This is a genomic window from Metabacillus sp. Hm71, assembly GCF_051842955.2.
Lineage (GTDB): Bacteria > Bacillota > Bacilli > Bacillales > Bacillaceae > Metabacillus.
Genome location: NZ_CM200278.1, coordinates 5,688,465 through 5,711,691, shown reverse-complemented (window position 1 = coordinate 5,711,691; position 23,227 = coordinate 5,688,465). Strand labels below are relative to the sequence as shown.

18 protein-coding genes are annotated in these 23,227 nt (G+C 39.2%); 11 read left to right on the top strand and 7 right to left on the bottom strand.

Annotation, left to right across the window (positions count from 1 at the left end; translation table 11 throughout):
• Nucleotides 1–211 precede the first annotated feature (211 nt).
• The 11 genes from ACSVDH_RS28000 to ACSVDH_RS27950 all read left to right on the top strand — a co-directional run bounded on the left by ACSVDH_RS28000 (nt 212) and on the right by ACSVDH_RS27950 (nt 14,010).
• Nucleotides 212–1,210: a permease gene (locus tag ACSVDH_RS28000; RefSeq protein WP_439250816.1), complete on the top strand. Its 999-nt coding sequence runs from the start codon at nt 212–214 to the stop codon at nt 1,208–1,210.
• Nucleotides 1,211–1,222: 12 nt separating this feature from the next.
• Nucleotides 1,223–2,158 (top strand): TIGR03943 family putative permease subunit, encoded by a 936-nt coding sequence (locus ACSVDH_RS27995; RefSeq protein WP_439250815.1) that lies wholly within the window; start codon nt 1,223–1,225, stop codon nt 2,156–2,158.
• A 644-nt stretch (nt 2,159–2,802) separates the two neighbouring features.
• Nucleotides 2,803–3,813: a zinc-dependent alcohol dehydrogenase gene (locus ACSVDH_RS27990; protein ID WP_439250814.1), complete on the top strand. Its 1,011-nt coding sequence runs from the start codon at nt 2,803–2,805 to the stop codon at nt 3,811–3,813.
• Between the two features lie 82 nt (nt 3,814–3,895).
• Nucleotides 3,896–5,236: an MFS transporter gene (locus ACSVDH_RS27985; protein ID WP_439250812.1), complete on the top strand. Its 1,341-nt coding sequence runs from the start codon at nt 3,896–3,898 to the stop codon at nt 5,234–5,236.
• Between the two features lie 207 nt (nt 5,237–5,443).
• Entirely contained in the window at nt 5,444–6,622 is a 1,179-nt protein-coding gene (locus tag ACSVDH_RS27980) for a diphosphate--fructose-6-phosphate 1-phosphotransferase (RefSeq protein ID WP_439250811.1), read from the top strand.
• A complete protein-coding gene (locus tag ACSVDH_RS27975; protein ID WP_439250810.1) occupies nt 6,594–7,328 on the top strand; it encodes a GntR family transcriptional regulator in 735 nt (244 codons plus the stop codon). The genes ACSVDH_RS27980 and ACSVDH_RS27975 overlap by 29 nt, the downstream gene beginning before the upstream one ends.
• A gap of 13 nt (nt 7,329–7,341) precedes the next feature.
• Nucleotides 7,342–8,232: a class II fructose-bisphosphate aldolase gene (locus ACSVDH_RS27970; protein WP_439250809.1), complete on the top strand. Its 891-nt coding sequence runs from the start codon at nt 7,342–7,344 to the stop codon at nt 8,230–8,232.
• 111 nt (nt 8,233–8,343) lie between these two features.
• The gene (locus ACSVDH_RS27965; RefSeq protein ID WP_439250807.1) at nt 8,344–9,336 is read left to right on the top strand and encodes a bile acid:sodium symporter family protein; all 993 of its coding nucleotides are present in this window, start codon (nt 8,344–8,346) and stop codon (nt 9,334–9,336) included.
• Nucleotides 9,337–9,365: 29 nt separating this feature from the next.
• Entirely contained in the window at nt 9,366–10,805 is a 1,440-nt protein-coding gene (locus tag ACSVDH_RS27960; protein WP_439250806.1) for an aldehyde dehydrogenase family protein, read from the top strand.
• A 682-nt stretch (nt 10,806–11,487) separates the two neighbouring features.
• Nucleotides 11,488–12,813 (top strand): short-chain fatty acid transporter, encoded by a 1,326-nt coding sequence (locus ACSVDH_RS27955; protein ID WP_439250805.1) that lies wholly within the window; start codon nt 11,488–11,490, stop codon nt 12,811–12,813.
• A 225-nt stretch (nt 12,814–13,038) separates the two neighbouring features.
• Nucleotides 13,039–14,010: a cell wall-binding repeat-containing protein gene (locus ACSVDH_RS27950; protein WP_439250804.1), complete on the top strand. Its 972-nt coding sequence runs from the start codon at nt 13,039–13,041 to the stop codon at nt 14,008–14,010.
• A 73-nt stretch (nt 14,011–14,083) separates the two neighbouring features.
• On the opposite strand, the gene ACSVDH_RS27945 is transcribed toward ACSVDH_RS27950, so the two are convergent.
• From ACSVDH_RS27945 to ACSVDH_RS27915, 7 genes are all read right to left on the bottom strand, one after another.
• Nucleotides 14,084–16,357: a SpoIID/LytB domain-containing protein gene (locus ACSVDH_RS27945; RefSeq protein WP_439250803.1), complete on the bottom strand. Its 2,274-nt coding sequence runs from the start codon at nt 16,355–16,357 to the stop codon at nt 14,084–14,086.
• Nucleotides 16,358–16,513: 156 nt separating this feature from the next.
• Nucleotides 16,514–18,085: a YndJ family protein gene (locus ACSVDH_RS27940; protein ID WP_439250802.1), complete on the bottom strand. Its 1,572-nt coding sequence runs from the start codon at nt 18,083–18,085 to the stop codon at nt 16,514–16,516.
• On the bottom strand, nt 18,054–18,665 hold the full coding sequence (locus tag ACSVDH_RS27935; RefSeq protein ID WP_439250801.1) for a DUF4166 domain-containing protein: 612 nt from the start codon (nt 18,663–18,665) through the stop codon (nt 18,054–18,056). Before ACSVDH_RS27935 ends, ACSVDH_RS27940 begins: the two co-directional genes overlap by 32 nt.
• Nucleotides 18,662–19,579: a DoxX-like family protein gene (locus ACSVDH_RS27930; protein ID WP_439250800.1), complete on the bottom strand. Its 918-nt coding sequence runs from the start codon at nt 19,577–19,579 to the stop codon at nt 18,662–18,664. The genes ACSVDH_RS27935 and ACSVDH_RS27930 overlap by 4 nt, the downstream gene beginning before the upstream one ends.
• 500 nt (nt 19,580–20,079) lie before the next feature.
• A complete protein-coding gene (locus ACSVDH_RS27925) occupies nt 20,080–20,475 on the bottom strand; it encodes a hypothetical protein (protein ID WP_439250799.1) in 396 nt (131 codons plus the stop codon).
• A 325-nt stretch (nt 20,476–20,800) separates the two neighbouring features.
• Nucleotides 20,801–21,700 (bottom strand): macrolide 2'-phosphotransferase, encoded by a 900-nt coding sequence (locus ACSVDH_RS27920; protein ID WP_439250798.1) that lies wholly within the window; start codon nt 21,698–21,700, stop codon nt 20,801–20,803.
• A 307-nt stretch (nt 21,701–22,007) separates the two neighbouring features.
• A complete protein-coding gene (locus tag ACSVDH_RS27915; RefSeq protein WP_439250797.1) occupies nt 22,008–23,132 on the bottom strand; it encodes a heparan-alpha-glucosaminide N-acetyltransferase domain-containing protein in 1,125 nt (374 codons plus the stop codon).
• Nucleotides 23,133–23,227 lie beyond the last annotated feature (95 nt).

Sequence of the window (23,227 nt, the reverse complement as noted above, 5' to 3'; positions counted from 1 at the left end):
AACTTTTTTATAAAAATAACTCACCTTTAATATAAAAGAGCTCGTTTTAATTTTTCCAAAGTTATATTTTCCTTTACAAGCTCATAAACATAATTTAAACTACAAAGCGAAATACTTACGATTTATATTTCTATAAACTTTCATTCTATTTAACAAGTAGGTTTATATAAATAGAAAGAAGAAACAATGAACGTAATAGTGGGAGGAAAATATGTCTCGGATACTTCGTGCAAATATTATTGATCTTACCGGTGTCTTCTTAGTCGTCGTTGCTCTATTTTTTATTTCATTTAGCTCTGGATTTGCATTACCTTCTAGTTTCCCAGCTTCTTTGTTAAATTTAAATACGATTTTTATTAGTATTTTAATAGAAGCTCTGCCTTTTGTATTAATAGGAGTGTTGATTGCGGGTGTGATTCAAATCTTTGTAACAGAAGAACATATTGGGCGATTCATTCCGAAAAATAGACTATTAGCCGTGTTGATGAGCTGTGTGGTAGGAGCATTATTTCCTGCATGTGAATGCGGTATTGTCCCGATAATCCGCAGGCTTGTGACGAAGGGTGTACCTATTTATGCGGCTATCGGCTTCATGCTGACTGGCCCGCTGATCAATCCGATTGTTATTGCTTCAACTTATATGGCATTTGGCAATGATGTAAATATAGCTAGCTTGCGTATGGGAGTAGGTTTTGTCATAGCCGTATTGGTCGCATTTGCTGTAAGCTGCTTATTTAAAGGACATCAATTTAAAACATCGAATCCATCAGGTCACTCACATCCAAAAGCAAACAATGAAGCTTTTACGAACCGAATTTGGTCGATGCTGACGCATTCTATTGATGAATTTTTCGATATGGCGAAATATTTAATCATGGGTGCTTTTTTAGCTGCCTTTGTCCAAACATATTTACCTGCTAATAATCTGCTGGAAGCAGGCAATAACCCCGTTTCATCCTTACTGGTTATGATGGGACTGGCTTACGTTTTATCACTTTGCTCTGAAGCGGATGCCTTTATTGGCGCATCCTTTAGCAGTATTTTTCCAACCTCATCCATCCTTGGTTTTTTAATTTTTGGACCAATGATCGATTTAAAGAATACCTTGATGATGCTAAGCGTCTTTCGATTCAAATTCGTTATGTCTGTACTGGGATTAGTCGCTTCGTTTGTGTTTATCATCATCATGCTGCTGCAAGGCTTTCTATAGGGGGGATCATCTATGACATTTCATTTTCAGCAGGCACTGAGAGCACTCATTTTACTTACATTTACACTATTTATATTTAAGCTTCATGTTACTGGAGAAATGACAAAATTTATTAATCCTAAATATGAAGGATTAAGCCAATCTGCGGCCGTTATTTTCTTGCTGTTATTTTTAGTCCAGCTGACAAGAATATGGTCATTAAAAGAAAATCATCATCATTCTCATTGTGAACATGAACATGGGGAACATAGCTGTGAACACCATCACGATCATGGGGATACCCCTTTTACGATCAAAAAATTCGTTTCTTATTCTATTATTGTTTTCCCTTTATTAACAGGTTTCCTGCTCCCTGCCAAGATACTGGATGCCTCTATTGCTGATAAAAAAGGCGGCATGGCGATTCTAACCAACCAAAAACAAACAGCTGGTGGAAAAAGTACTGAAAACGAGGATGTACCGCAAGCGGAAGAAAATACAGTAATTGACGAAAACGCGGAACCAAATAACTTGGAACAAAACGCGATCTCCAAGGAAGAATATGATCAACTAACACAAAATTTATCGCAAAGCTCTTCTATTGTGATGAACGATAAAATGTTTGCAGCCTATTACGATGAAATCAATATGAATCTTGAAGCATTTAAAGGCAAGCAAATTGAATTAAAAGGATTTGTTTACAAAGAGGACGGGCTCAATCAGAATCAAGCCGTGCTTTCTCGATTCTTAATTACCCATTGTGTAGCAGACGCAAGCATAATCGGGTTTCTATCTGAATTTCCTGAAACCATAACAGTCAAAAAGGATACATGGATTGAAGCAAACGGTGTATTGGATATTGGTACATACAACGGGACTGCACTTCCAGTTATTAAGATCACCGATTGGAAACAAATCAGCGAACCTAAAGAGCCTTATCTTTATCCAATTAGTATTAGAATTATGTGAATGCAAAAACAGAAGCTGAAAGTTACATCTTATTCAGCTTCTGTTTTTTATGGCTTTCGAGTTGTACAACTTAATCTTAAGACTTCTTCCTCGATAGGATAGAACTCCAATATTTGATAATTTAATCTTGTGATTAAAATTAAGCGTTAATTGCGGTAAAGTAGCCGTTATAAGAATCCTTTCTGTGGTTATTTCTTTGTTGTTTTAACCTTATTAGAAACGGATTCTTTTTTCATTTATTTAATGCACAAACGATTTACGAGAGAGGCTATTAGATAGACGATATTTATCTATTTCAGAAAAAATCTGTGAATAAATCAGGATAACATATCTTTAAACATCACTGTCTTATATGAAACATTATCATTTTTGCATCGGAACAAAAAAATGTATTGCTAAAAATCAAAAAATAATATAACATATCTTTAAACATCACTATCTTATATGAAACATCATTATTTTTGAAATAAAATATGAAATAAGGAGGTTTAATATCAGTTCATTCTTTTTCTTTTTAACAAAACATAGTGATGTAAATTTAAAAGTAATTACATTCAAGAAAAATTTTGTTTTTTAGGCATTTAAGGTAATCTTAAGTTAAGTCGTTTTTGTAAGCGCTTATTCTGCTTGTAGGGGAGATAAAGATGAAACAAGCCATGTTGATTAGAGAAAAGGAATTTGAAATTCAAGAAGTAGGAATGCCTGTTAAAAAAAAAGAAGAGGTCTTAGTTCGAGTATCTTCAGTAGGGATTTGTGGTTCCGACCTGCATGTCTATGCAGGGCATCACCCAAAAGTGAAAGCACCTATTGTGTTAGGTCATGAATGTACAGGGATTATTGCCGAGACATTAGAAGGAACTGAGTTGAAAGCCGGAACACCAGTAGCTATTATGCCTTTAATAGGATGTGGTCAATGCCAACATTGTCTTAAGAACAAGCCTAATATTTGCATCAATCGACAGGTGATTGGTTTTCAAAGATCAGGTGCACTTGCTGAAACAATAAGTGTGCCTGTAGATAACATTATAACTTTACCGAAAAACTTTGATTTGAGAACAGGAATCATGTATGAACCATTGTCCGTTATTATTCATGCAGCTAAGTTAGCAGAGATTACGAACAGACGAGATGTGTTAATTACAGGAGCAGGAACAATCGGATTATTAACAGGAACATATTTAAGAGATACTTATGATCTCAACATTATCTTCCTTGAAATTAATCCAAATAGAATTGAATTTGCCAAAAAACTTGGATTTCAGGTAGTAACGAATATTGCTCAATGTTCAGAGGAATTACAAACACCACAAAGACCTATTGTGTTTGAATGTACAGGAAACTTGAAGGTGTTTGAAGGTTTAATGGAAATGCATCCTGCACCTTCAAAGGTGATCATTGTTAGTACCTTTGAAAAGACAAATATGTATGGCTTGCATGCACTTTGCCGATATGAGACATCTCTGATTGGAAGTCAAATGTATACGATGGAAGATGTAGAGGAAGCCATTCAAATATTAGGATCTTCCAAGAAAAAATCGTATGAAGCATTAGTTGTTAAAAAGAAGTTTTCTATTAACAACGTTCAGGAAGCCTATGAAGAGTCGATCCAATCGACAGATGGAGTAAAGGTCATAATCGATGTCGCTAGTAAATGATAGCGCTGTCTTGGGCTTAATTTGTAAGGTTCATAATTTTATAAGCAATAAGATAAAATAAAATGACTTAGGAGGTTAGAAAATGAGTACGAATCATGCGAGTGCTAATATGAGGAAAGTAACAATAGCAAGCTTTATTGGAGCCTTACTAGAATGGTATGATTTCTTCTTGTATGGTACAGCAGCAGCTCTTGTCTTTAATGTCTTGTTTTTTCCGGAATCCGATCCGCTAGTAGGGACGCTGTTATCTTTTGCTACATTTGCTGTAGGGTTTTTGGCAAGACCAATCGGTGGGATTATTTTCGGCCATTATGGCGATAAAATTGGACGAAAAACAATTTTAGTTCTGACCCTTATCATTATGGGTGTCGGCACTTTCGCTATCGGTCTCTTGCCAACATATGAATCGATTGGTATTTGGGCGCCAATTTTACTGATTACGTTTCGTATCCTGCAAGGTATTGGACTAGGAGGAGAATATGGAGGTGCAGCCTTATTAACAATTGAACATTCTCCAAGACATCAACGAGGATTTTGGGCAAGTATTCCGCAATCAGCTACATCAGCGGGGCTCTTACTTTCGACGGCTACTTTTGCTTTATTAACGAAAATGCCGGAAGCTCAATTTTTGGCTTGGGGTTGGCGAATTCCTTTCCTAATTAGTATTTTGTTGCTTGTTGTTGGATTATTTATTCGAATGAATATTGCCGAAACGCCAGCATTTAAAAAGGTAAAAGAATCAAAAGAAGAGGTAAAGGTTCCATTATTTGAATTAATCCGCAAGTATCCAAAAAGCTTATTTTTAGCTTTAGGTGCCCGTTTAGGGGAAACAGTATCATCAAATATTTTTAATGCATTTGGTATAGCCTATATTGGAACGTTAGGACTCTCAAGTGAAGCGTCTCTTAATGGGATCTTGATTGCATCAGCTATTGGGATTGTAGCTTGTCCTCTATATGGAGCTTTGTCGGACAAGATTGGTCGCCGCCCGATTTATTTATTTAGTGCAGCCTTTCTCGTTTTATTTTCATTCCCTTTCTTTATGCTCTTAAATACGACAGAGCCTAGCCTTATCTATATAGCAATCATTGCAGGGTACATTTTTGGACCTACAATGATGTTTAGTATTCAATCTGTTTACTTTACGGAAATGTTTGGCACACGAGTTCGTTACAGCGGTGTTTCAGTTGCTTACCAGGTTTCATCTATTATGGGTGGCTTAACTCCTTTAATTGCGACTTATTTGTTACAAAAGGGTGCAGGTACTCCTTGGCTGGTGGCGGGCTTTCTAGGAGTGATTTCAATTATTTCCTTAATTGCTACGTTCTTGTCTAAGGAAACTTACCTGGTAGACGTATCAGAAAAAGAAGAATCGGCTGAATCAAGCACTTCAAACAAAGGAAATAATAAAGTGATCTCTTAATTCAATATAATAGACATGAGATGCAAGTTGATACAGACTTACATGGTATTATCATACACTAAAAGATAGTTATCTTTTGAAAAAGATAGTTATATTTGTTATCATGTAGCTATAAGAATCATTAAGCAATAAGTTACAAGTCGCGCTAGATACAGGAGGTGGAAAATCCCTCCAGGATTTTAGCTGCTTAGAAAGGAAGAATCGCGGATGCGCAAAATTGCAGTTGGACAAGCTGGAGGCCCGACAGCCGTTATCAATGCAAGCCTAGTTGGCTTTCTGGATAACTTGAATGAAAATGTAGAAATTTATGGAGTGATCAATGGCTATCAAGGCTTAGCAGAAAATGAGTTTGAAAGACTTGAAGGAGAAACACTTGATTGGGTAAAACAGCATAAAAATGTTCCTGGTGCTTGTTTGGGTTCAGGCAGATATCTACTTACGGATGAAAAAATTGCTGATGCCGTTCGTAACCTGAAAAATTTAGACATTTGTTCCCTCGTATTTATCGGAGGGAATGGAACAATGGCTGCTTTGCAACGAATAAGCATGGAAGCCAAATCAATTGGTTATAATCTGCAAGTGATTGGGATCCCTAAGACTGTTGATAATGATTTATTCGGAACGGACCACGCTCCTGGATTTGGAAGTGCTGCCAAATATGTAGCCTTAGCTACAAGAGATATAAGTAAAGATTTAGAAGCTATGAAGAATTTTGAGCAAGTTCGAATCATTGAAACCATGGGCAGGAATTCTGGTTGGCTAGCTGCTGCAAGCGGCTTATTAAAAGGTTCTATAGAGGACGGTCCGCATTTAATTTATATCCCTGAAGTTCCAGTTACGAAGCAAAATTTATTGCTGAATGTACAAGACATGGTTAAGGAATTTGGCATGGCAACAGTGGTTGTCAGTGAAGGGGTTCGTTTAGGCGGGCAGCCAATAGGAAAATCAGTCTTGGATGGAAGAGTGATTTTAGGGGGGATATCGAGCGTCATTGAGAATCTTGTCACGACTGAACTAGGTCTTGTCGCAAGGGCTGAGATTTTAGGCATGAATCAACGCAGTTTTCTAGCAGCAGCATCATCTCAGGATCGGATAGAAGCATATGAAGCAGGTAAAAAAGCAGCTGAACTTCTATTAGCTGAACAAACCCAGTTAATGGTTTCTATTCAAAGAAGTGACGAAATCCATTATACTTTTAAATTAGAGAGTTGTCCGCTTGAAAAAGTGGCAAAAGGTGGAGAAAGATTGTTGCCAGCCGAGTTCTCTTCTAACTATGGAGAATATAATAAGTGGCTTACACATCTAATAGGAGAACATATTCCACCTTATCCCCCTGCTCTCAAAAGGAGAGGTATAAATGAAAAACAGTATAGTGGATGCAAATAAAAATGAACCTTTATATCATCAAGTAAAAGATATCTTAATTAGCCGTATTGAAAACCGTCAGTGGACCCCTGGTACGATTATTCCTACTGAACAAGAATTGATGGATGAATTCAATGTCAGCCGTACCACAATTCGTGAGGCAATCTCTATTTTAGTGAATTCGGGTTTGCTTGAAAGAAAACAGGGCAAAGGCACGATTGTAAAGGCACAACAGCTAACAGGAAGTCTCGGAAGATTAAGAGGCTTTGCAGAAGAAGTAATGGAAAAAGGACTAATTCCACATTCAAAATTGTTACGTATGGAATTTAGTGACACGCTATTTCATGAAAAAGCCATGCTGAATATACCAGAAGGAGAAAAAGTATTGGTAATTGAGCGTGTTCGGCTGGCAAATGAGATTCCCATTGCGATTGAAAGATCATGCTGGCCTGAAAAAATCGGGAATATGTTAATCGAGCATGATTTAGATAAGGCCAAATATTATGAAATTCTTGAGAAAAATAATATCTTTTTGAAGCAAGCCAATGAAAAAATCATTGCCATAAATGCGACCATTCAAGAAGCGGATCTTCTAGGAATACGAGCAGGTGAGGCTCTGCTTGAAATGTCCCGTCTAAGTTTTGGGATTGACAATCGTCCTATGGAGTATACAAGAACAAAATATCGAAGTGATCAATACAGCTATAGTATTGAATTAAAACGTTGAGGAGAGTTTGATTATGCCGTTTATTTCAGGAAAAGTCTTATTAGATCATGCTTATGAGAATAAATATGCGATTGGGGCTTTTAGTGCTCATAATGCAGAAACGATTCAAGCCATTCTTTGGGCAGCCGAAGAAGAGCAGGCTCCGATTATGATTCAAGTAGGACAGCGAGTTATCCATCATATTGGACTTGAACAAATGACAAAAATGATTGAAGTGTTTGCAAAGGATATCACAGTTCCTGTTTGTATCCATCTTGATCATAGTCGTGAATATAACCAAACGATGCAGGCTATGCAATTAGGATTCCAATCTGTTATGTTTGATGGATCTTCACTTTCTTTTGAAGAGAATACAACGACAACAAAAAAGGTAGTGGAAGCCGCTCGTGCTTTAGGTATTGGTTCAGAAGGAGAGATTGGAAAGATTGGCGGGACAGAAGATGATATTACAGTAGCTGAAGAAGACGCGATGATTACATCAGTAGAAGAAGCAGTGTCATTTGTGGAAGCGACAGATGTAGACTATTTAGCTGTTTCAATCGGTACTGCCCACGGGATTTATAAAAATCCTCCTAAACTCGCGTTTGAAAGATTAAACGACATTTCTCAAGCGGTTAAAAAACCAATCGTTCTACATGGCGGATCAGATGTGCCAAATGACCAAATTGAAAAAGCAATCTCGCTTGGAATTGCAAAAATTAATGTTGATACAGAACTGCGACAAGCTTTTACGCAAGGTATGCTGGATGTTTTACAGAAAGATCCAAACGAATACCACTTAGCCGTTTCACTTGGTCAAGGCCGGGAATTCATGAAAGCAAAAGTTCAAGAAAAAATCCGCTTATTTGGAAGTGTGAATAAAGCGAAGCACTTTATTGAAAACCAAAACATCGTGATGTTATGATAAATAAATCACTATGTTATGAATCGCTTAGTCGAAAGGTGGATCAATCATAGAATTCAAGTGTATGGTGTCTTATCACATCATCGCTTGAATTCTACATTAGGTGACAATATGAATATTTTAAAACCAACAAATAGCTTTCTGGAAAAGTGGATTTTTATGATTCTCCCGCTGCTCATGTTTTTTGGCATACTTTCAGGAGAATTTCTTGAACATCTGACAATCTTAACGCCATATTTATTTATGGTGCTAACATTTATCTCATCTTTTTCGGCAGATTGGAGGAAATTTAGTTATTTCATCACCAAACCTTGGTTATTTATCGTAATGACATTGGTGCTTCAATTGATTATTCCCTTCTTTACTTTAATCGTTGTCGGAAAAGTTTTCCCTGGTGAGCCGGATTTAATCGTTGGAATTACACTAACGATGATGCTACCTATTGGTGTTACATCGATTTTTTGGGTGGGTTTTGCTCAAGGTAACGTGACGATGGCTTTATCTTTAGTTTCATTAAATACGTTATTGAGTCCCTTCATCATTCCTGCAACCTTTTATTTAATGTTAGACTCTGTCGTTCAATTGGACACAGGTAATCTCGTTCTAAGCTTACTCAAATTAGTGTTGATTCCTTCGGCACTAGGAATGGTTGTAGGGGAATGGATACGAAAAAAGAAACCATCACCAATCTTTATAACTGCTTCTTCTTTGATAAGCAAAATTTGTTTATATTTAGTCGTTTTATTTAACGCAGCTTCTATTTCAAGCAATCTTGAACTAGTAAGCGATAAAATCGTCCATTTAGTTATTGTACTCTTTAGTTTAATGGCTGCTGGATATTTGATTCATTTTGGACTTAGCATGTTGTTTACGCAGGATTTGGAGAATCGTATATCTGTCGCTTATTCAGGGGGGATTAGAAATTATACGGTTGGTGTCGTTTTAGCAACAACTTTCTTTACACCTCTGGTTGCCTTTCCCGTTTTACTTGCGATGCTTCTTCAACATCCGATTGCAATGCTTTTTAACATTTTTTTCAACATCATCAAACGAAATAAACGTCCTAAATTAGATGTCAGTTACGAATCACGGTTTAAGGTTTAAAATTTTTAATAGTAAAGGAGTAAAGCGATATGCCAGTTGAATTAAAAAACGAGCATTACCCTTTGTACATCAATGGTAAATGGATTGAAACGAAAGAGAGAACAGAAGTGAAAAACAAATATACGAATGAAACGTTTGCTACGATGGGACTAGCTTCGAGCACGGATGTTGATTCAGCGATCTCCTCGGCAAGAAAAACATTTGATACAGAAAAAAGGTTATCTCCATATAAAAGATACGAGATTCTAAAAAAAGCGGCTGATTTATTGCTGGAAGAGAAAGATGAATTAGCTAAAATCATCACAATGGAGGTTGGAAAACCTTACAAGGATTCGTTAGTAGAGGTAGAACGTGCGGCTCAAACCATTGAAATTTCAGCAGAAGAAGCAAAACGCATTCATGGTGAAGGAATTCCTGTTGAAGCTTCTCCAGGATCTGAAAATCGAATGGCCTTTACAATACGTGTACCGGTAGGCGTTGTATGTGCGATTACCCCATTCAATGTTCCTTTGAACTTAGTAGCTCATAAAATTGCACCGGCACTTGCGGCAGGGAATACGGTTGTACTGAAGCCAGCGGAAAAAACTCCTATTATTGCGGCTAAATTTGTTCAAATCTTAGAACGAGCAGGTTTACCAGCTGGCTATTTAAATATGATTTCTGGTCCTGGCTCTGTTATTGGAGAGCTTTTAATTCAGGATCCGCGAATTAATTTATATACGTTCACAGGAAGTCCTTCTGTAGGTCTGAAGATCAAAAATGGAATTGGTCTCCGGAAAGCATCTCTTGAACTTGGTTCAAATTCAGCTGTTATTGTTCATGATGATGCAGATCTTGAGAAAGCAGCAGCATTATGTGCCGGTAAAAGTTTTGCAAATGCTGGTCAGGTTTGTATCTCAGTCCAACGAATTTATGTTCATAGAAGCGTGGAAGAAGAATTTTTAGCAAAATTGAAAGCAGCAACCGATAAATTAGTTGTTGGAGATCCATTTTCCACAAATACAGATATCGGTCCAATGATAAGTGAGCAAGAAGCCCAGCGTGCGGAAGATTGGGTAAATGAAGCGGTAGAACAAGGCGCTAAACTTGTGACAGGCGGAAGACGAGAAGGCTCCCTATATTATCCAACAATCTTATCACAAACTAAAGCAGATATGAAGGTTATTTGTGAAGAGGTATTTGCCCCAATTGTAAGTGTCATAGCTTACGATACCTTAGATGAAGCTTATTCGTTAGTCAATCAATCAAAATATGGCTTACAAGCTGGTATTTTTACTAGCTCCTTGAATATAGCAATGGAAGCTGCGAAGAAAATTCATACAGGTGGTCTGATGATTAATGATGCTTCTCAATATCGAGCAGACCAAATGCCGTATGGTGGAGTAAAAGAAAGCGGATGGGGAAAAGAAGGACCAAAATACGCGATTGAAGAAATGACAGAGGAACGAATTGTTGTTATAAACCTGTAATGATTTAATGTTTGTAGGATTTTAATAGAAAGATAGAATCTCAATTAGTGAATAGGATAAAATGGCGAAGCTATAGATATTTACCTTATTAAGGACAGACTTCACCCTGTGGTGTGGGCTGTCCTTTTGGTGTGCTATATTTACTAGCTGGGCGATGCAAGTCCGCTATGATACGGAGTTTGAAGGAAGCAGCAGGTAAATGAGGTGAAAGATTACGTTAGCTTGTTTTTCAAGAAAAGTAGTGGAATTAAGACTGGGTTTAACTCTAGTTCAAAACCTAAGTAGAGGGAAAAGTGTTCAAAAAAGGTAGAGTCTACAATTTATTTCCCCTTATTTATTCCGATTTTTCATAAATGCTATTCTTTTTATTTATTTTACTTATGGAATAGAAGGCAGTACACTTTAAATTAGTAGATAGATGAATAACGAACATTAAGGCCGCTATTTCAAGATTCAATTGATGCTAAGAAGTTAATTGGGGGATTAAGATCCAATGTGTCTTACTTGAAGCTTTTTGTAAGCGCTATCCCATTTTGCGGTTAATCTCTTTTAAAAAGTTATCACAGGTATTTATGAATGAGTGGCCATTCATGACCTTGGTCTTTACAAATAGCGGTTATTAAAGATATGGGTGAGATTTTTAACGATAAAATGTTCGCACTAACAATAGGGGGAGAATGCTTTGAAGGCGATGATTTCATTTTCAAACAAATTGATGCAAAGGTATATGCCTGACCCGTTTTTGCTTGTCATTGTACTTACGTTTTTTGTCATCGGTCTGGCTGTTTTTTTGACAGATAGCACGCCTGTTCAAATTCTGGGATATTGGGGTGACGGTTTCTGGAATCTGTTGGAGTTTTCGATGCAAATGGTGTTAATTGTTGTCACAGGACATGTGATGGCAAGTAGTCCATTTTTTAAAAAGTTATTAGGAAGCTTAGCCAATGTGCCAAAGTCGCCAGGTCAAGCGATTATCCTTGTCACGCTTGTCGCGCTCATTGCCTGCTGGATCAACTGGGGATTTGGTCTCATCATTGGCGCGTTGTTTGCAAAAGAAATCGCGAAAAAGGTAGAGGGTGTCGACTATCGCTTGTTAATTGCAAGCGCTTATAGTGGATTTATTATCTGGAGCGGGGGACTTTCTTCTTCCGTAGCCTTAACGATTGCTACACCGGGTCATTTTACAGAAAAGCTCATAGGGGTTGTTCCAACAAGTGAAACGCTGTTTTCACCATTCAACCTCATTGTTGTCATTGGGTTAGTGATTTTAGTGCCAATTATTAACCGATTCATGATTCCGCCAAAAGAACAAGCTTTTATAATCGATCGTAAACTATTAGAAGAAGCAGATGATCTGCAAGCAAGTACCGTTGAGGCGATTGACATGACACCTGCCGATCGTTTGGAAAACAGTAAGCTTCTATCCTTATTGATTGGTTTATTAGGTCTTGCTTTTTTAGGCTATTATATCGCGACGAACGGATTTGCGATTAATCTTAATATCGTTAATTTTCTCTTTCTCTTTATTGGCATCATCTTGCACAAAACACCAAAGCTGTTTCTAGAAGCAATTGCCGGTTCCGTCAAAAGTGCAAGCGGAATCATTATTCAGTTTCCATTTTACGCAGGGTTAATGGGAATCGTAACGGCTTCAGGGCTGGCTGGGATCTTATCGAACGCATTTATCTCTATTTCGAATGAAAATACCTTTCACATGTTTACGTTATGGAGTGCAGGTCTTGTCAACTTTTTCGTACCTTCAGGCGGGGGACAATGGGCTGTTCAGGCACCTGTTATGCTAGAGGCTGCGCAAACATTGGGCGTTTCGTTACCAAAAACAGCAATGGCTGTTGCCTGGGGAGATGCTTGGACAAATATGATTCAACCGTTTTATGCCTTGCCAGCTCTAGCCATTGCGGGTTTAAAAGCAAAAGATATCATGGGCTATGGGTTGATTATTATGTTAATTACAGGGATCTTTATTTCCGCCGTTTTTTACTTTTTATAATCCATCCTTGAGAATCCATTTCGATCGATTTCTAAATGGATTCTTTTTATATGTAAAGGACTTTTCGGACAGCCCTGTCCCTTTTTTATTAGTAGTCTATTTGGTGGAAAATGTCGAAAAATTTGTCCCTTTAAATTACCATTATATGGGAAAAACGGACTAACAATTTATCATTCTCGGATGTATAATCTAATAGATTTACATAAATATTTTTAGGGGGATTTTATGAAAAAATCAATTGCTTTATCATTATTGTTAACGCTTGGCCTGCCGTTTGGACAAGCATTTGCAGCAGAGGAGCCTGCTACATACCGTATTTCCGGGGCGGATCGTTATGAAACATCGGCAAATCTATCTTATGAGGGCTGGGAAACGTCTGATGTAGCCGTTCTTGCAACGGGCCGCGATTTTCCAGATGCTCTTAGTGCAACTCCTTTGGCATACAAATATAATGCGCCATTGCTGTTGACACAAACAGACTCTTTGCCTGCTAGTGTAGCAGAGGAATTGGATCGCTTAGGGGTAAGCAAGGTGTACCTTATTGGCGGAGCTTCAGTTATTTCAGCAAATGTAGTAAAACAGCTTAATGAGTTGGGAATCACTCAGGTTATTAGAATTAGTGGGAAGGATCGCTATGAAACATCAGTTAAAATTGCAGAGAAATTAGGAGCATCTGATGGGATTGTGGTTGCAGCGGGACAAAGCTTTGCTGATGCACTTTCAATTGCGCCAATTGCAGCAATCATTGAAACACCGATCCTTTTAACAAAGAAAGATTCGCTTCCTTCATCGGTTGCAACCTATATTAATACAGAAGATTCAATTGAAGGTTCGTTAGTCGTGGGCGGAACAGGGGTTATTTCCAACAGTGTTATGGCAGATTTGCCGTATCCTGAGAGAATTAGCGGAAAGGACCGTTATGAAACAAACAGCGAGATTATTTCATTCTTTGCTGAAGCGGGCCTTCTCGATATGGATTATCCATTTATCGCAACTGGTCAAAACTATCCAGATGCGCTTTCAGCATCTGCGGTGGCAGCAGGATGGTATAATGGCGTGATCCTAACAGACCCTAACAGTCCAAAGACTTCAACAAAATCAATCATCCAACAATACGGTGATTTGGCTGAAGAATATATTATCGTTGGTGGACAAAAAGCGCTTCCTGACAGTGCTGTTAATGCATTGTTTGAGTAAATGACCAAATAAAAAGCATGTAAAAAAGCTGCCGCATCTTTAAATGATGCGGCAGCCTTTTTGTTAAAAACGATTAATATAATGTGACCAAATCTGTATTTGGATAATAGAAATCTAAAATGGTCTGATAGCTTTGTCCAGCGACTGCACGGGCTTGGGCACCCCATTGGCTCATGCCAACGCCATGGCCGAAACCAGTTCCGCTTAAATGAAGGGTGGTAATGACATTTAACGCATCCTTTAATTGCTCGATTTTTGCTTGGGAAACTGCGCCGGTTCCGCCAAGAACCGAAATTTTCTCAACTTGATCCTTGTAACCTGTTAAGAAAGGTTGAAGGGTGTCGCTTAGTTCTGCACCTACAAGGATGAGCGGCGCTTTTTTCGCTCCGGCTAATGATGAGCTTGTTAACGCATCCGGGAAGTTAAGTCCTGTTGAATAGAGGACTTCAGATCCAGTGAAGGATTGTTTGAATCGTTCCAGGATTTTTGCCAATGTTTCGTAGCGGTCAGTACCAGATAATCTTGTCGTGGCAGGATTGATGCCTCTCACTTGGTTAAATACAGTATTTGAGACTGCATTACCTCCACCTAAAACAAAGCTGGACTTACTAGCGTGTGCAGAAACAAAGTCTTTACTTACTTTAGGTAATTCATCCTTCTTCGTTAACACAATCGCATATTTATTGATGGCCGCAACAGAAGAGCCGGCCAATGCATCAGCAAAGTTTTCTCCTGATGCCACAAAGAGACCTTGGACATTTGTTAACATCTTATTAATGGCTGCATTCGTTTCATAACGGGTTGGCCCGCTAATACGCGATACTTGATTTACGCTGCTTATATTATCTATCTGTGCCATGACTTGATCTGATACGGCTGTTTTACCGCCAATAATATAAACCTTCGTTGCTTTTAATCTTTGAATCTCTTGAACAACAGAACTGCTCAAATTCGTTGCATCTGTTAGCAGGATTGGCGCATGGCCAAATTGACTTGCTAGCGGACCAGCAGATAAAGCATCGGCATACTGTTTGCTTGTTGCGATAAAAACGGTTTTGTAAGCATGGCTTGCAGGGAAGCCGCTTGGATAAAGCTGTTTCGAAACCTCTACGGATGTTGCAATCCTCTCTGCACCGCTTACTCGCTGAATATCTGTAGACGTAGGCGATGCAATGGTATCAACGAGCAAGCTCTTCATGTTCATTGATCCAAAAATGGCACGAATTTGATTTGCCGTTAAGTCAGGATTTTGATACGTCATTTGTTTGATATTTCCTGCTGCATCCTTCACAAATCCAGAACTGTTTTTCTGAATATAGGTGATCTGGGCAGCACCGCTTATAATTCGTTTGCCGGCTGTTCTTGCCGGATCGATGGTGAATTCTTCAATCGATAAAATTTTAATATCTGATGTAGAGCCAAGACCTAGTTGTTGTTTAACCCAAGTCTTTACATTGCTTCTGACGATCGCATCTTTTTCCTGAACACTACTCCACCACGTTTCAGGCTTTTTCAGATCATAGCCTTGTAATGAAATTTGGTCTTCCTGGATTTCGATATTCCAGCGTTGTTTAGGATCATATCCATCTAGTTTAGCTGGTAAGTATGGAACCGCTTGGTACCCCCATGCTCCTTGATTCGACTCTGTATAACCTCCATTGCTTGAGGTAAACACAGCATCAATAAGGGACCCGCCATACTTTAATACTTGGCCTCTAGTTGCTTCAACAACATCTGAGATTTCGTCCCGGTAGTGGCTTTCCTCAATTCCGCCATAAACCTGATTCCCTTGGGTATCATTTACTTGGTAGCCTTTTTTGGCAACATAGGTTCTTGCCGCAATAGATTGAGCTTTTAACGCTTCTTCATGCCAGCCAGCAAGCGCTTCTCGCGGGACAACACCCTTGATATACTCTTCTAACAAAATTCTATTATACGGACGAATATATTTACTAGATTCGATCTTAAATTCAAACGAGCCGTGATATCTTCTTGAAGTCTCAGCGGTTGTACTGACAATTTGAACCGTATTGGCTGCATTTGAAGGGATAAGGTGAAGGTTTCCTGTTACATCTCCACGTTTATTCGTTTGGTCATAGACCGCTACTTTTCCGTTTTCCAATTTTAACGTCATGCTCGTAAGCCCTTTAATTAAAAGGTCATTCGCACTATTTCCTGTTGTGTATGTACCTGATAGGTTAATATGTAAAGCATTTTTATTTCCGATATAATTCCGTAATTCAACTGTTACATAAGGTTCGCTTGCTGCACTTGCTTGGATGTTAATTTGCAATAAGAGTGAAAATAGAACGACAATTGCTAGTGCGATCTTAGTAAACTTGCGCATCTCATTCCCCCGAGTCTATTAATATAGTACTATTTATTTATATCAAATAATCAAATGGATTTAAATAGAAAAAGATCCTTTTTTAAGGAAAAATTCCCCGAACCTAAAGTACTATATAATAGAAATAGTGCCCAATCTCGGAATAATCAAGAAAGTCTAACTGTATGTACGCTCCTTCTTTGGACGAATTGAATAATCAATTTGCAAAAACGGAATACCAAAAATCCGCATCTTGTGCTTGGCTGTGAGAAATCCTTCGCTTGTCTCTTGAAGTAAAAAGTACTCACATAATGGCAACTTGAATAGAGAGCGGCCAACTGCCAAATAAATACCTGCGTCTCCGTTTCCCTTGCTTGATAGAATAAGAGAATCGCCTACCACGTCAAGCTGCAGGATTCCGATCATCGATGAACCCGGAAGAGGAAGTGCGATATTCATATACGTTCTGGCCGCTGATTCATGCTGTGAATAAATCGCTGTAAAAACGGTTTTGTTGTTCACTTGACGTACCCAAGCGCGCGGCCTTTGTCTTCCGTCCAACAGAGGATCAACAGCTCGCAAGGTAAAGGTCATTTCCGTCCACTTGCTGGTGAGCGGCAGATTTAGTTGCTGAACCTGTGAGCTGATCAATTTGTAGCAAAAAGCAAATGGTTTAAACCAGACAGCCCATTTTACAGAAGCCAATAATTGATACTGATTTGTTTGTTCATAAAAATCCACGATGGTTTTTGGCAGCGCCTTTGTGTCAACGAATTCATGTAAATGATCAACAAGCCCGGCATATGGTTTGCCAGAATCTTTTAATCTCCCGCGAAGCTGGCTAACTGGGAAATTCCACTCTCCATGCTTCGTTGCCGGTGGTGCCAGCACCCAGCCAATGACACCTGCCAAGCCAAACACAACACAGTTGAGAAAGCCATGAAATGTGAGCATAACATCCATGCTAATAGACCAAACGCCAAATGCATTGCCTGCCGCATAAAGCATGGAAAATAAGATCGTGATGCCTAGGGCACAGTAGGAAAGGCGAATAAGCACTCCCTGCAGCTGTGAAGCAAAACGAGTGCGAAAAGCAAGAATGATAAAGCTATAAATCGCAAAAATATACAACAAGACTGAAAGAACCTCAAGGATCGGCGAAAAGGTGATGCCAATCGCGACGAGCATCGGGCCTGCCAAAATGATTGAGACAATCACCCGATACAAGGCAGAATCATGCAGCCGGCCAAATAGTCCAAGCGAAACCGGCAATAAAAACGCCGAGTAATGAAAATGGATCGCTGTTAACCAAGTGATGAGCAGACTAAAGCCCGTATCGATACCCGCTATATAAGCAAAGAACCATAATCCTCCGATAAATAAATACATCATCCCGATATCAATTGAGATCTCTGCCCAATTGGTAAAACCACGCTGAAAGAAGCGCTGTGCACCTCTAAAGGCAACATAACAAGTAAAGAGCAAATATAGAAAAGCGAGAATGATCTGCCCTGTACTTGATGTGACAGTAAATAATAAGAAAACGGCGAGCATCGCCATCCAATGAATGAGAACGGTGTATCGCTTTGTCTCCAAGAGCAGCTGGAGCATGATGGGCACGAAGATCAGTTGTGCAGCTGTCAGCATCAGCAGGTAGGGCTGGTCTGTCAAAATTGTACTTCCTAAGAAGAAAAGAAGCCCTGCAATAGTAATTGGACTAATAAGACTGCTCTTTAAATTCGCCTTCATACCTCATCAACCTTCCTAGCAAACGGTTTTGAATATCAACTTGAATCGTATATGCTTTCCGCACCTCATCATACCCTTCCTCAACCGTTACATTTCCTTGGAACATAGCCGGGATTGGAAGCTCATGCTTGCCGATCAACAGACGCTGTGCACCTGAGTGGATGCGCATGCGCCCATCAGGTGTCACTGTAAATGATAAATCCGAATAAAATAACCTCGGCTCTCCTAAATAATCCTTCACAACCTTGCGCTTTTTATCAATGGTCATAAACGCATGGAAATGCCTTGTCACCTTTTCAAAGTAAAATTTCCGCTCCCAATAGATTTCCGCTTCACCGGTTGGCAAGAGCCTGCACGTATTTTTAATGGAAAACGGCACATTCTCACCGCTTTCGGGAAAAAGAAAATTCCAGCGGGTCGCTATCGATAAAAAAGGTGTTAACCAAGCAGCCCCTGTTTCAATCTTTGCCATCGTGCCAACGGCAAAAAACGGCTGGTCAATGGGCAAGGCATAACGTGCTTGCAGCATCGGGTGAAGCCTTTGGAAATCTTCCCCTAAAAGGTCGCGATAGATTGTCACGATGCACCACCCTTTCTCGTACGCTTGCAGCTTGCTGCCGTGGGCACATCCTTTGCCAACAAGAGACCAAGCAACGAAAGCACCCAAAGGCTGGCATTCAATGTAACAGGATTAAACGGGTGTAACGAGATTGAAGGATCAGCTAATAAGGCGCTAATGGTTAAGATCGGAAAGATCAGCAACTGCAGCCTAAGTAAATGCCTTTTCTTACGGTAAAGGAGCCAAACGACTGCAAAAAGGATCTCGAGAATCCCGACAGCGCTTACGGCTTTTTCAGCAGCAGTTCTTTCAAATGCAGCCAATTGCGAAAGCATGGAGATTTCCTCAGGATGCCGGGCAATCAGCTTCGGCACCAGCCCATGATACAGCCAAACAAAGAAAAACAACATGGTGATAAGGATGTTACTAGAAAAACGTATGTATTGTGCCCGTGGTGATTCACCTTTTTCAATCCATCGTTTCAGCACATCAAAGCTAAGCGCAGTTGCCCACCCCATAAGCGGACGAAAAAGAAGATCCATCAGCCGTCCAAGGGCACCATAGCGCACCTCATAGTCATATTGCGTAAGAAAAATGATCCCATTATCTGCTGGAATGTAGCGCCAATATCCTTTCCCTTCACGAATCGGTGATATTTTCTGGTCAGTACCAAAATGCAGTGAGGAAGTTTTCGAGCCATCCTTCTTATGGTGTGTCCCGATGCTTTTTCCCCAGCCGGCCACTTTGAGGCCCAGACCTATTTTCGTTTCATATAAAAATTCTTGGGGATCAGCCTCGGATTCTTTCGGTAAATAGGTAATGGAAGAAAAACGCAAATCCCATTGCTCATGGAGTTCAGGGGTTTGCGTCATCTGCCATACCTCATCAATATTGGCTTGAATGGGAATTTCGACATAGATTGGCTTCGGTTTCATTTGGATCACCTCGGTTAAAACGTAACATATGGATGAAGCTAGGATGATAGAATGGCAGATATACTGCTATTCAACATCTTACTGTTAATAGAACACCATAATATATTTGTGATATATTTCACATACATTATAACATTTAATTGGGAATAGTTAGATATAAAAGATAAAAATTAGTTTGAAGACTCTTACATGTGGAGAAACAGGAAAATAAATTATCAACAAGCAATGATAAAAAACTTGTTATCTATCATTTGATATTCTCTAAAAAGGAAAAACTCCTTGTTTATAAAGGAGTTTCTTTGAATGATCAGATTGCTTTGGATGTGGTATAAGGTTGTTTTTCCTTTTTGAAGTAAATGATATAGAAATTCCATAGCTTTTCTCGATAGATTTATCTTGATAATCACCCACCTCCTCGCATTGAGGATCATGTATTACTTTGTGAGTTTTAACTAAATCTGGTTCTTGATTATTTTTACGAATCTTATTGGTCTCATGGATTAAATCATATAAAGATAACCACACCCAAATACTTGTAAAAAACCAAATAATCCATGATGGAATAGGAGGGAGTTCAAAAAAATGACAGTCTTGTTAGTGGGATGAACATTTAAGACATTACTAAATAAACCACCAAGACCAAATGCTACTCCTACACAAGTAACAAAAAACGAAAGGTTTACATAAAATGGAGTTTTGTTTTGGGATTTCCCATCAAAAGATAAGTAGATTTTAATGTAATCTAGAAAGAAAGGAAAAATAAATAGAGTTAAAGCTGAAAAAAATGTTCGATCATCAATTTGTTCATTTTTATTTAATTTAAAGAAAAGTGTTTCTGAAAGGATAAATACCCAAGTAAACAAGGCATATATAAATCTAATTAAAGAATAAGTCACATTTAACCCCCCTTTAAGTGTAACAAATAACCATTATAACTAAATAATTCCAGTTAATAGTTTGATTTTACTTTAAAGTAAAGAGAGATGCCATATACAACTTCTAGTTACTAAATCACATTTTAAAGGGGGAAAAAATGACCATATGTATATGGTTTAAGGGGTGGTTCTTAAGAATTGTATCATCACAGTCAATGAATTGACTCACTTTTTGATTAGTGAAAAGTACCTGATCCTCCTAATTAAGAGGCTCCAAACATATTATCCATACATCAACATTAAAAAGAATGCAATTCCGATTCTGGAAATGCACTCTTTATTAGACTTATTCCACCTCAAGCGTCTGTCTAGCCATCTCTTCATATTCCTTAAGCCCGGATAAAATAGCAAATTCAGCAATGGCTACCGGGTATGCGGCATTCAATTCAATGATATGCTCCTTCATCAATGGCCAAACATATCCTCCAGCCTCGTTGTAGGTATGGATGAGAGATTCTAGGCCCGATTCTCCAAACGCGCGGTAATGGAACACAAAATCAATCGATGGGTCAGCAACCTTGCCTTCTGTCCAATCAATTAAGCCGGTTACATTCGCCTCATGATCGATTAGTGTATGACCGGCATGAATATCTCCATGGATCATTGCGGTTTGCTTTGGCCACATCTCCTCATTGTTGACCCAGGCTTGCCACCTGTTCCATAGTGACTCCCCTACTCCAAACCTTTCTTTAACGGCAGCCATCCGACTCTTCATTGATTGTCTTATGTCTGCTGGTGATTGCACCTCCAAGCCAATCTCTTTTACTTTTTTATGAGGAATACGGTGCAAGGATGCCAACATTTCTCCTAGTGTACGGTGAAAATTCTCGGGTACATTGTTTTCATCGATTTCCCACATATAGGACTGTGTTTCATGGTTGATCGTTCCTGCAGGGGTGCCAGTTAATTTTCGGTAGGCGATCAGCTCATCCGTGTAGATCGACCAATTCGGGGCTTCGAAGTTAACGTTCGCATTGACAAGATCCAGCGTTAGCTTCTCTGGTTTTGTCCGCGGAATGACATCCTCCCGACGGGGAATTCTTAGAACCCATTCATGTTGCTGCCGATCCTTTGCAAAGACCACCTGAAAATCAAGGCCAGACTCGTTAAAGACAAAGGTATCAGCATCTACCTGTAAGCCGTGCTTCTCTGTAAGTTCTAAGATCTGATTTGTTGTTTTGCTCATATTATCACTCCTCAGTTACGTAAATTTCCATTAAAATCTCACTAGCTGCCCACGTTGGCTGAGGAGAATGGGAATGATTCATTTTTAAACAACAAAAAACAGACGAAGACGTCTGTTTTTTGATAGTAATTTGGATTATTAGATTGACAGACCTATCCCGTTTCCCCCACCAACTGGGAGCTAATGAGCACTATTGAATTTAGTGGCACAATTCGGAATAAGAACCAACATCCATAATCCCTCCGTTCATAAAAGTTATCTTTAGTATACCACATTCAGGAGGAATTTGTTGGAATTTTTTATGAATTTACACCTTCACATACACTTTCTTCTTATGCAGCGTAAGCGCAACGACCGTCCAAAACAGCAGCATCAACAACGCATAGGTTAATTGCGGCAGAGGACTAAAGGATTCAATCCATTGCAGCAATAGGGCTGACAAGGGTTGCTGTCCTTTCGTTGTTGCAAGTGTGATATGTGTCATTACCGAAGCAATAATGAACTTTCCGAAGTAAATTAAAAAGCTGTTGCGGCCAAAGGCTTCCAAAAATGTAACAAGCGGTCCAAGCGCTGTCTTTTTGGCATCGATATGTTTCCGATAGTCGGCAAGCAAATAAAAGCCTGAAATTAAAAAGGCCGTTACACCAGCAGAGATTAAAGCGAACGATGGCATCCACATTCTTTTATTAAAGGGGAGCACTTGATGGACAAGCAGGGCGAGGATCACGAGCAACACACCCAACAACAAGATTTCCTTCCAGCCGCCGCTCTCTTTTTTCGTCAAGATTAAGCGTCCGATCGCATAACCGAACAGGACATTCGCTAATGCGGCAAAGCTTGTCACAAGTCCTTCTGGATCAAAGCCCCTTTCTCCTTGGGCATACATATGGTTTTCGCCAAACACCTTCTCATCAATAAGTCCTGAAAGGTTACAGGTTGGCTGTGGAAGGCCGCCTTCACATGACTGGCTTGTTGAGAGCATAGCGGTTCCATAGACAAAAAGAATAAAGCAGGCGATCAATACTAATTTGATTGGCGATTTGATAAACTTTGTAATCGTCACCGTAGCAATCCCTAACAGGGCAAACATTTGTAACACTCCGGTGAGCCTGAGCGTGGAAAAATCGAGGCTCCAGGTGACGATCATCGTAAAAATGATGCCATATACAATAAGGCGTATCGTTCGTTTGATGATTTTTTCCCATACGACACCTTTTTGATAAGCGATGGCCATGCTTGTCCCAAAAATCGTGATAAAGGCAGGCAAAATGAGATCAATGATCGTCAGGCCGTACCACCCTGCATGACGTAAATACTCATAACCCCCAGAGGGAATGGTGCTTAAAAACACGGATAACACGACAATCAATCCCCGTGCCATATCAAGGGAATAAATTCTTTTTTTAATAGGCTTTTGTTGCGATTGTTCCATTACGGTTTCCTCTCAAATCCTTTTATTCTTTCCTAGGAAATTATACACTAGCTTGTAGAACGAGTGGTAAGTGATATACAAAAAAATGCTATCAT